This is a genomic window from Luteolibacter sp. (assembly GCF_058122085.1).
In genome coordinates this window covers 1-10,259 of sequence record NZ_JBIKBQ010000130.1, presented here as the reverse complement: position 1 = coordinate 10,259, position 10,259 = coordinate 1, and the positions used below count along the sequence as shown (strand labels likewise).

Sequence of the window (10,259 nt, the reverse complement as noted above, 5' to 3'; positions counted from 1 at the left end):
CGGGTCGAGAAAGATCGAGTAATCGGAAACCCCGGCCTCGGTGAGAGCGCGGGAGAGTTCGGGCCAGATCTCGTCGTGGCGTCTCCGGTATTCGGCCTCGAAGCCGGGTTTGAGTTGCATCTTGAAGTCTGCGCGCTGCATCAACGGATTTCGTTAGGCTTGAAAATGGTGGTCGGCCGATGCCATTGGGCAACCGATCGGGGAGAGGATTCTGATTTTTGTTCGCGCCTCCGCAAGCTTCAATCGCAGCGCCGGAATGCTTCCGCATTGCGCCAAATTAAATGACACCGGCGGACCAGCGAGAAAGAAGCTGATGCAGGTCGTTGCGCCAGAAAGAATGACAGGCGACGCATCTTTTCAGAGAGCCGAACGGCGACGTTCCAGGCGCGCTTGCCATTTAACGCAACTTGATCGCGGTAGAGGTAGAGTTAGCATGAGGTTGCGGATTTTGCGGGCAAGTCAGTGCTATTTCCTGCTACCCGGCACCATTGCCAAGCAACCCAATTTCCGGTGAAACCCCTTATTCCTCAAGGTTTCCAGCGCGTTTTCAGCAAGTGGTCCCGAGTGGAATCGAACCACTACCTACGGCTTCGGAGGCCATCGTCCTATCCATTGGACCACGGGACCAGTGCGTTTGCGCTGAGGCGGAATGCGTAACGGGCCTTGCGGGAATTGGCAAGGGAAGGATTTCGTTTTCTCACGCATCCACAGGCCGTCAATCGGGCCGGAGCCGTGGATTTCCGCGGATTTCCGGGTCGCAGGCTTGGGTCTGATGGGTTCCGATCCGCTCGGGAAGACTGTCCCTCAGGAGCCGCTGGCACCCGGCAAATGAATCAACTTGACCCTGAATCGGTCGCCGCCTTCGATGCCAAGGGCCAAGCCATCATCCTCATGAAAAACTTATTCGACCTCACCGACCGCGTCTTCGTCATCACCGGAGCCACCGGCGCCCTCGCAGGCTCCGCCGCCGACTATCTGGCAGCCCAGGGCGCGCGCATCGCCTTCCTCGGCCGCAGCCAGGAAAAACTCGACGCCGCGCTCGCCAAGTGCCGCGCCATCACCCCGGACGCCCAGTGCGCCGGCCTCGTCGCCGACGTGCTCGACCGCCCGGCGCTGGAGCAGGCGCGGGATGCGGTGCTCGCGAAATGGGGCCGCATCGACGGCTTGGTCAACGGCGCGGGCGGCAACATGCCGGGCGCGACCATCACTCCGGACAAGAGTTTCTCCGATCTCGATTTCGACTCCTTTCAACAGGTCGTCGATTTGAATTTGCACGGCACCGTCCTGCCATCTCTGGTCTTCACCCCGGCGATGATCGAGGGCGGCCGCGGCTCCATCGTCAATTACTCGTCGGTCTCCTCGCCGCAGGCGCTCACCCGCGTGGTCGGCTACTCCGCGGCGAAGGCCGGGGTGGATAATTTCACCCGCTGGCTGGCCGTGGACATGGCGAAACGCACCGGCGGCAAGCTGCGCGTGAACGCGGTGATGCCCGGGTTTTTCCTCGGCGAGCAGAACCGCCGCCTACTGACGAACGAGGACGGATCGCTCACCGACCGCGGCAACACCATCATCACCAACACCCCGTTCGGCCGCTTCGGAAACGCGGACGAACTCTTCGGCGCGCTGCACTATCTGCTCTCGGACGCGTCGCAATTCGTGACCGGCACGGTGCTCGCGGTGGACGGCGGGTTCGTCGCGTTCTCCGGAGTCTGACCATGAACTTGTCCGCTCCGGATCTGTTTCTGTTGGAAGAGGGCTTCCGCTGGTTCGGCCCGGGTGATCCGGTGCCGCTGTCCTTCATCCGGCAGGCGGGGGCCGCCGCGGTTTTCACTTCGCTCCATCAGATTCCTTATGGCGAGGTCTGGCCGCGCGAGGCGATCCGCGAGCGGAAACAGATGATCGAGGACGCCGGCCTCCGCTGGACCGCCGTGGAGTCGGTGCCGGTGCACGAGGACATCAAGACGGGCCGCGGCGACCCGGCGCGGAAGCGGACTACTCGCCGGAGCAGCTGGAGCAAGCGGCGTCGTGGTGGAGCAGCCTGGACGACGGCGCGCGCGACGCGTTCGTCCGCACGATCATCGACGTGTTTCCCGGCGTGAAATGGGCGCTCTCGCTCGACGACATCCGGGCCATGTTAGCGAAATACGACGGCATGGGAGCGGACGGGTTGCGGCGGAACCTCGCGCGCTTTCTCCAAGCCGTCATCCCGGTGGCGGAGGAGGTCGGCTTCTGCACCGGCTCGTTCAGCGCGCGGGCGGACAACGACCTGCCAGAGATGGTTAGGAAATTCGCGCCGCGCATCCACGCCACCCACCTGCGCAGCACGCAGCGCCTGCCGGACGGATCGTTCTACGAGGCCAACCACCTGGAGGGCTCGGTGGACATGCCGGCCGTGGTGCGGAATTTACTCGATGAACAAGACCGCCGCCGCGTGGAAGGCCGCGCCGACTGGCAGATTCCGCTGCGCCCCGATCACGGCCACACCATGATGGACGACCTGCCGAAACCCGCCGGAATCACGCCCGGTTATTCCTGCATCGGCCGGATGCGCGGGCTCGCCGAACTGCGAGGACTGATGCTGGGGCTGCGCCACGCGGAAAACCGGGATTGATCTCAATCTTTCACCCCTTCATCCGGTCCCAGGCGGCCCAAAAGGCGGTGGTCTGGGCGGCGTCGGGGATGATTTCGAGGAGCAGGGTTTTGTCGCCGGCCTCGAACTTGTCGAAATCATCGACGGTGCGGATGCGGAGGTGGTTCATACCCCAGAGCGTGGCGAGGCCGGATAGATCGGCGCTTTGCGGATTGGTCATCCACTCGACGGCGCGCGGGCTCATGCTTTGCAGGCGCGGCAGGCGTTCGAAGATCTTGCCGCCGCCGTTGTTGATGACGCCGAGCACGCGGCCCTGGCAGTGGATTTGCTCGAGCACGAACGGCGCGGCCAGGTCGTAGAGCGCGGTGAGGTCGCCGACGACAGCCCAGGTTTCACTGACATCGGCGGACCAGCCGAGCCAGGTGCTGACTTGGCCGTCGATGCCGTTCGCGCCGCGGTTCGCGCGGACGGACGGGACCGGGCGCGCCCATTGGGCGAAATGGTTCCACTCGCGGATCGGCATGCTGTTGCCGAGGAAAAGCCCGCCGCCGATGGACGCGTAGTGCGAAAGCGTGCGGAGCAGCGAGGGCTCGCTGTCCGGATAGATTTCCAGCAGCTCGTCGATTTTCACGGCGCGGCTGCCGGCTCCGGCGAGGTAGTCGAGCGCGTCGTCGGCGAGTTCGATGGGGCCGAGCGCCTGGATGACGCGGTCGAGCGAGCCGCGGACGACGCCGGATTCGCGGGCGAGCCCGGGCAGGCCGTTGCGGCAGGCGGACCAGACGGAGACCTGCGGCAGTTCCTCGAGATCGCGCCAGAAGCGGCCGCTGGGAACCTCGCCGAGGCGGAGGATTTTGCCGGGCGGGCGGGCTTTCAAAACGCGGTCGGCATCGTGGATGGCGAGCGACTGGAGCGCCTCCCGCAGGCCGCTGGTGGCCTCGGCGACGACGGGCGCGCCGAGGTCCTGGCAGAAATGGAACACGTCCTCGCGCTCGTCCGGTTCCAACCCGCCGACGAGGACGACGATGCCTTTGTAAGGTTCCTCGCGCAGCCATCGGGCGAGCGCGGCGACGTTGAGCTTTTCCTTCACGGGAATAAATTCGCTGAGAGATTCCTGCGAGAAATTCTCGTCAGCGGCCTCGAAGGCCTCGTCGAACTCGGCGTTCAGATGCAGCGGCTGGTTGCCGTCCCAGTCGGCGAAAGTCCCCTGCCACGCGTGATTCCCGAAAATCCCCGGCTGCTCGATGGTCTGCGGCGCGCCCGTCCCGCGGAACGCCGCCGGGCGGTCCGCGGTGATTGCGACCAGCGGGCGGCCCTGATAGTGCGCCTCGATGACCGCCGGTAACAGCTCCGCCGCCGCGGTGCCGCTGGTGGTGATGACGGCGCAGGGTTGCGCGGTTTCCATCGTCCGGCCGAGTGCGAAAAACCCCGCGCTGCGTTCCTCAAAATGCCGCCAGACGCGGACGAGGCCCGCCGCCTCGGCGCGGGCGAGCGCTTCGAGCAAGGCGGCATTCCGCGCGCCGGCGCAGACGACGAACTCGCCGACGCCCGCCTTGAGACAGCTTTTCACCACTTTTAGAGCCGCATTCCATGAGTTCACCGCGCTGTCCTAGCCCAGCCCGCCCGCAATGTCCAAGCGCGTAGTTTCCGAAGCCCTGCCGTGTCGTCATTTAGTTGGAAAGAACCAACAACGAGCCCTTCGGTCTCCGCAATGGCCGCTTCGGCACTCGCCACGCCTATTTCACGCCTATTTCGGCATTCCCACGTCACTCCGCCTTCATCTTGGCTCGCGGCGACCGGTGATCGCCGCTACGCTCCGCCCCACGCCGTCGGACGCCATCGAATTTTTCATCACCCGCTGGGAAAACTCCGGCGCCGCCGAGCGCGCCAACTACCAGATGTTCCTCTCCGAACTCTGCGACATCCTCGAAGTCCCCCGCCCCGATCCCACCTCGCCCGATCCCGCGAAAAACCTCTACGTCTTTGACCGCACCATCACCCGCGTGAATCCCGACGGCTCCTCCGTCACCAACTACATCGACCTCTACAAAGCCCGCCACTTCGTCAACGAAACCAAACAAGGCATCAGCGAAAGTGGCGGCGACCACCGGTCGCCCAGCCCGCCGGAGGCAATCCAACAACACCTCGCCGGCACCGAAACCTCCGATCATTCAGAATCCACCCTTCCCGAATCGGCCCGGATCATGCTTAAACGCCGCCGCACATGACCGACTCCAGCAGCAACCCCACCCGCGAGCAGCTCCGGCTGGAAGGATTCGACCTGATTGACGAGCGGTTGCAATACATGCTCGGGTGCTTGAAGGGCGCGCTGGTCAGCACCGGCGAAACGGAACTCCTGCCATTTCTCCCGTGGTCGGGCCGCGAGCCGGAAATCGGCGCCGCGCCCGAGGGACTGCCGCAGCTTTACTCGATCGGCTTCCAGCTGCTCAACATGGTCGAGGAGCGGGTGGCCGCGGAAATCCGCCGCGAGCGGGAAAAAGCGCTCGGCGCGGAATCGATCCGCGGCTTGTGGCCGCAGGCGTTGCGGGACCTGCGCGCCATCGGCCTGACGCCGGAGCAGATCCTCGAAGTCCTGCGCGACGTGCAGGTCGAGCCGGTGCTGACCGCCCACCCGACGGAGGCCAAGCGCTCCAGCATCCGCGAACGCCACCGCGCGCTCTATGATGAAATGGTGCGCAACGAGTTCCCGAAATACACCGAACGCGAACGCCGCCGCATCCGCGAGCGGGTCGTCACCACCTTGGAAACCCTCTGGCGCACCGCGGAAATCCACCTCGTCAGGCCCGACATCACCAGCGAGCTGCGCAACGCCACCCACTACCTGCGCGACCTTTTCCCGTCCGCCATCAACCGGCTCGACCTGCATTTCACCGAGGCCTGGCGCGACGCCGGACTGCCGCTCGAAATGCTGCGCTCGGCGGGCAACATCCCTCGGCTGAGCTTCGGCACCTGGATCGGCGGCGACCGCGACGGGCATCCGTTAGTCACGCCTGCGGTCACCGGGCAAACGCTCGAAACCCTGCGCCACTCCGCGTTCCGGCTGCTGCAGCGCGAGCTGTTGGAACTCGGCTCGCAGCTCACGCTTTCCCGCTACCTCACGCCGGTGCCGCCGGAACTCCAGGCGCGCATCGACCAACTGCTCGCCATGCTCCAGGGCAGCTCCGGCGTGGCGGAAATCCTCGACCGCCACCAGGAGGAGCCGTGGCGGCAAATGACGGCGCTGATGGCCTTGCGGCTACGCGAGCAAGTCCTGGGCAACCCCGGCTATCGGAATCCCGCCTGCCTCGCGGACGACTTGAATTTGCTCTCGCGCACGCTCGCCGCGGCCGGCTGTCACTTGCTAGAAGAAGCCGCGATCCGCCCGCTGCGGCACAAGCTGGAGATGTTCGGCTTCCACCTCGCGACGCTCGATGTCCGGCAGAACTCGGAATTCCACGACAAGGCGATCAGCCAGCTGCTAGTGGCCGCCAGCATCCCGGATGGCGAGAACTACGCCGCATGGCCCGAGCAGCAGCGATTGGAATTCCTCGACGCCGAGCTTAAATCGACGCGCCCGTTTCTCCACGACGACCTGCGCGTGGGCACCGAGGCGGACGACGTGCTCGACTGCTACCGGGTGCTCGTGCGCCATCGCCGCGAGTGGGGCACGCCCGGACTCGGCTCGCTCATCGTCTCGATGACGCGGCAGCTCTCGGACCTGCTCGGCGTCTATCTGCTCGCCCGCGAGGCCGGGCTGATGGAACTCACGCCGGACGGCTTGCTCTGCCCGCTGCAAGTCGTCCCGTTGTTCGAAACCATGGACGACCTCGACCGCTCGCCCGGCATTCTGGAGGCGTTTTTACAACATCCCCTCACCCGCCGCTCGCAGGCCGCCGGGATTTTCAGCGGCCAGCAGGTGATGCTCGGCTACTCGGATTCCAACAAGGACTGCGGCATCCTCGCCGCGCAGTTCGCGCTGCAGCGGGCACAAACCGCGCTCACCCGCGTGGGCCGCGACCACGGCGTGCGGCTGTGCTTTTTCCACGGCCGCGGCGGCACGATTTCCCGCGGCGCCGGGCCGACGCATTGGTTCATGGCCGCGCTTCCCTCCGGCGCGATGAGCGGCGGCTTCCGGATGACCGAGCAGGGCGAGACGATCGCCCAGAAATACGCCAACCTCGCCAACGCCACCTACAATCTCGAACTCCTGCTAGCCGGCGCCGCCGTCACCACCGCCCGTCACCGCCACCTGCCGCCCGTGGAGGATCCCGGCGAGGCCTTCATGGCGCGGCTGGGAGAAACCAGCCAGGCCGCCTACCAGAACTTCCTCAAGGCGGACGGCTTCATCGAATTCTATCGTCAGGCGACGCCCATCGACGCGTTGGAAAACTCGCGCATCGGCTCCCGCCCCGCGCGGCGGACCGGCAAGAAGGGGTTTTCCATCAGCGACCTGCGGGCGATCCCGTGGGTGTTTTCCTGGACCCAGGCGCGCTACTATCTGCCCGGCTGGTTCGGCGTGGGATCGGCGCTGGAAACACTCAAGACCGAAGACCCGGCAGGCTTCGCCAGTTTCAAACAAGCCCTGCCCAAATCCACCTTCCTCAGCTACGTGCTCACCAACGTGGAAACCAACCTCGCCTCCGCGAACCTCGAATTGATGCGCGACTATGCGGGCCTGGTGGAGAACGTGGAAGTCCGGGACAAGTTCAACGCGCTGATCTTCGCGGAATTCGAGCGCACGCGGGTTCTTCTCGCCGAGCTCTTCGACGGCGAGATGAAAGACCGCCGCCCGCGGATGGCGAAGACCTTGGAAATCCGCGAGGCCCCGCTGCGGGTGCTCCACCAGCAACAAATCACCCTGCTCCGCGAGTGGCGCGGCCACCTCGCCGCCGAACGCACGACGGAAGCCGACTCGCTCCTGCCTCGGCTTTTGCTCTCGATCAACGCGATCGCCTCCGGCCTGCGGACGACCGGTTGATCGTCAAGGGCGATGCAATCCGCAATCTGTCCCAGATCTTCGAGAGCAGGCTCGGTCGCTAAGGAGCCTGAGCGTCACATGCGCTCCGGCACGTCGATTCCGAGCAGGTTGAGCCCTTGTTTCAAGGTGCGGGAGGTCAGCTCGCAGAGCGCGAGGCGGCTGGAGCGGATCGGTTCCTCGGCCTTGAGCACCGGGCAGGCTTCGAAATACGAGTGGAACGCGCGGGCGAGTTCGAGCACGTAATTCGCCAACAGGTTCGGCCGGAAATCTTCGAGAATGGTCGGTAAAACCTCGCCGAAGCGGACCAGCAGGCGGGCGAGGTGGATTTCCGCGTCCTCGTTGAGATGGATCTCCGCGGCGGTGGCGTCGAACGCCGCGTCGAGCTTGCGGAAAATCGAGCGGATGCGGACGTGCGAGTATTGCAGATAGGGCGCGGTGTCGCCTTGCAGGGCGAGCATCCGGTCCCACGAGAACACGTAGTCGGTCAGGCGGCCCTGCGAGAGTTCGGCGAATTTCACCGCGCCGATGCCGACGGTTTCCGCGATCCGCGCGGCTTCCTCGCCTTGCAGGTCCGGGTTCTTTTCGGCGATCGCCTTGGCGGCGCGCTCGACGGCTTCTTCGAGCACTTCGATGAGCCCGACGTTGTCGCCGGAGCGGGTTTTCATCAGCTTGCGGTCGTCGCCGAGAATGGAGCCGAACGCGATGTGTTTGAAATCCCCGGTCTTGCCCCAGCGCGCGGCGGCGTCGAAAAGCTGGCGGAAATGCAGCTGCTGCGGCACGCCCACGACATACCAGACGTGGTCGGCCTGCCACTCGTCGATGCGGAACTGGATCGTCGCGAGATCGGTCGTGGCGTAGAGAAACCCGCCGTCAGCCTTGCGGATGATCGCGGGATTGTCGGTCCAGCCTTCCTCCTTGTGGACCTTGAACGGGTCTTCCTCCAACGGCTTGCTGCCGTCGGAGAAAATGCAGACCGCGCCGTTGCTCTCGCGGGCGATGCCTTTTTCCAGGAACTCCTCGACCAGTCCGGGCAGGCGGTCGTTGTAGTAACTCTCTCCCAGCCAGTAGTCGAATTTCACGTCGAGCCGGTCGTAGATTTTCTGGAGGCCGTTCTTGGAAACCTCGATGCATTTCTGCCAGATCGCGAGGTTTTCCGGGTCGCCGGCCTGGAGTTTGACGAGCTCCGCCTTGCACTCCTCGAGCACCGCCGGGTCTTCCTTGGTGGCGGCGTTGACTTTCCGATAGACGCGGACCAGCTCCGCGATCGGATCGGCGGCGAGCGCGGCCTCGTCGAGGAAGTGGTTCCAGCCGTAAATGATCATGCCGAACTGGGTGCCCCAGTCGCCGATGTGGTTGTCCGCGATGACCTTGAACCCGAGAAACCGCGCGATGCGTGCCAGCGAGTCGCCGATGATCGTCGAGCGGATGTGGCCGACGTGCATTGGCTTGGCGACGTTGGGCGCGGAGAAATCCACGACCACGGTTTTGCCCGCGCCGGTGGCGGGAACGCCGAGGCGCGGATCGCGGATCAGCGCCGCCGTGCGCGCCGCGTAGGCCGCGGGCAGGATGCGGAAATTGATGAAGCCGGGGCCGGCGATGTCGGCGGTGGCGAGGCCGGAGAGCTCGAGGTGGTCGATGATTTCCTGGGCCAGCGCGCGGGGATTGGTCTTGCGCTGTTTGGCGAGCACCATGGCCGCGTTCGACTGATAGTCGCCGAAGCGGAGGTCGGCGGCGGCGGTCACGGCGGCGGTGGCCGGTTCGCCGAGGGTGGCGGTCAGCGCGGCGGCAAGGCGGGATTCGAGTTCCTGGAGAAGCGTCATAAAAAAGGCGGGGATGTCCGGCTCGGTCAAGCGCCCACGCGGGCAGGCCTGGAGTCGAAAATGGAGAGGATTTCCTCAAGCTCCACGGCCGCTCCCAACTGGCGGAGGATCTCGCGGTTGGTGAACATTTTCGCGATCGCAGAGAGCGTCTGCAGGTGCAGGTGGTATTCCTTGCGCGGGACGACGAAGAGGATGATGAAATGCACCGGCGCGTTGTCGAGCGCCTCGAAATCGATGCCCGCCACGGACCGGCCGAAGACGGCGATCACTTTTTCCAAATGGTCGGAAAACGCGTGCGGGATCGCCACGCCCGAGCCGATGCCGGTGCTGACCGACTCCTCGCGGGCCTTGAACGCTTCGAGGATTTCCTCGTGTTGGGAAACCGGAAGCTGCTCGGTCGTGACGAGATGGCCGACCAGCTCGACGATTGACGGCCAGTGCTCCACAGCCTTCATATCAAGGATGATGTGGTCCGCATTGAGCAACTTCGCTAACTTCATAAAATGAAAATCAGAAACCGCAATCCCTGCGGTGGAGGCGAGTGGGTACCGTTCCGATTTCGCCATTGCAAGCGGATTTCCTCGTCGGGACCGTGCTCAAAACGCCGCGCCGCCTCTCTGAATCATGTTACATGGGTCGGGGGCGCAATTCATGGCCCTGCCCAAATTGCATTTGGGAAGGATGACGTGGCGAAGGGCGAGCTTGTCGAGGAGCTTTTTGAAGCGCTGGCCGATTCCCACGGCGGATTTTTTAAAATCGGCAAAAATCTGGTTTTCAGCTGATTGAGCCAAATTACTGCACATGTTCTGCGCCTTCGGGCACAACTCGCGCATGGCCACATCCCGCTACCGCGTCCCGGCAATGTCCTTGAGCA

10 protein-coding genes and 1 tRNA gene are annotated in these 10,259 nt (G+C 64.6%); 6 read left to right on the top strand and 5 right to left on the bottom strand.

Annotation, left to right across the window (positions count from 1 at the left end; all coding sequences use genetic code 11):
* The coding region (locus tag AC4DF4_RS16270; protein ID WP_490049163.1) for an L-rhamnose mutarotase at nt 1–141 on the bottom strand (141 nt) is incomplete at its 3' end.
* A 414-nt stretch (nt 142–555) separates the two neighbouring features.
* Nucleotides 556–627: transfer RNA gene (locus tag AC4DF4_RS16265), tRNA-Arg, on the bottom strand.
* Between the two features lie 264 nt (nt 628–891).
* On the opposite strand from AC4DF4_RS16265, the gene AC4DF4_RS16260 reads away from it, so the two are divergent.
* Genes AC4DF4_RS16260 through AC4DF4_RS16250 form a run of 3 tightly spaced genes read left to right on the top strand, consistent with a single transcriptional unit; the run spans nt 892 to nt 2,611 of the window.
* Complete coding sequence (locus AC4DF4_RS16260) at nt 892–1,713, top strand: SDR family oxidoreductase (RefSeq protein ID WP_490049162.1); 822 nt, start codon at nt 892–894, stop codon at nt 1,711–1,713.
* Between the two features lie 2 nt (nt 1,714–1,715).
* Entirely contained in the window at nt 1,716–2,099 is a 384-nt protein-coding gene (locus AC4DF4_RS16255) for a mannonate dehydratase (protein WP_490049161.1), read from the top strand.
* Nucleotides 2,096–2,611, top strand: coding sequence for a mannonate dehydratase (locus AC4DF4_RS16250; protein WP_490049160.1), 516 nt, complete (start codon nt 2,096–2,098; stop codon nt 2,609–2,611). Before AC4DF4_RS16255 ends, AC4DF4_RS16250 begins: the two co-directional genes overlap by 4 nt.
* Nucleotides 2,612–2,621: 10 nt before the next feature.
* On the opposite strand, the gene AC4DF4_RS16245 is transcribed toward AC4DF4_RS16250, so the two are convergent.
* The gene (locus tag AC4DF4_RS16245; protein WP_490049159.1) at nt 2,622–4,157 is read right to left on the bottom strand and encodes a thiamine pyrophosphate-binding protein; all 1,536 of its coding nucleotides are present in this window, start codon (nt 4,155–4,157) and stop codon (nt 2,622–2,624) included.
* Nucleotides 4,158–4,386: 229 nt separating this feature from the next.
* Here AC4DF4_RS16245 and AC4DF4_RS16240 point away from each other — a divergent pair, with 229 nt between their 5' ends.
* Together AC4DF4_RS16240 and AC4DF4_RS16235 are read left to right on the top strand one after the other, a co-directional pair.
* On the top strand, nt 4,387–4,815 hold the full coding sequence (locus tag AC4DF4_RS16240; protein ID WP_490049158.1) for a type IIL restriction-modification enzyme MmeI: 429 nt from the start codon (nt 4,387–4,389) through the stop codon (nt 4,813–4,815).
* A complete protein-coding gene (locus AC4DF4_RS16235; protein ID WP_490049157.1) occupies nt 4,812–7,565 on the top strand; it encodes a phosphoenolpyruvate carboxylase in 2,754 nt (917 codons plus the stop codon). The genes AC4DF4_RS16240 and AC4DF4_RS16235 overlap by 4 nt, the downstream gene beginning before the upstream one ends.
* Nucleotides 7,566–7,639: 74 nt before the next feature.
* Here AC4DF4_RS16235 and argS read toward each other — a convergent pair whose 3' ends face one another.
* Together argS and AC4DF4_RS16225 are read right to left on the bottom strand one after the other, a co-directional pair.
* Nucleotides 7,640–9,385 carry an arginine--tRNA ligase gene (gene argS, locus AC4DF4_RS16230; RefSeq protein ID WP_490049156.1) on the bottom strand — a complete coding sequence of 582 codons (1,746 nt, stop codon included), beginning with the start codon at nt 9,383–9,385 and terminating at the stop codon, nt 7,640–7,642.
* Nucleotides 9,386–9,411: 26 nt separating this feature from the next.
* Nucleotides 9,412–9,885 (bottom strand): PTS sugar transporter subunit IIA, encoded by a 474-nt coding sequence (locus AC4DF4_RS16225; protein WP_490049155.1) that lies wholly within the window; start codon nt 9,883–9,885, stop codon nt 9,412–9,414.
* Between the two features lie 3 nt (nt 9,886–9,888).
* Here AC4DF4_RS16225 and AC4DF4_RS16220 point away from each other — a divergent pair, with 3 nt between their 5' ends.
* Complete coding sequence (locus AC4DF4_RS16220) at nt 9,889–10,167, top strand: hypothetical protein (RefSeq protein WP_490049154.1); 279 nt, start codon at nt 9,889–9,891, stop codon at nt 10,165–10,167.
* Nucleotides 10,168–10,259: the final 92 nt, after the last annotated feature.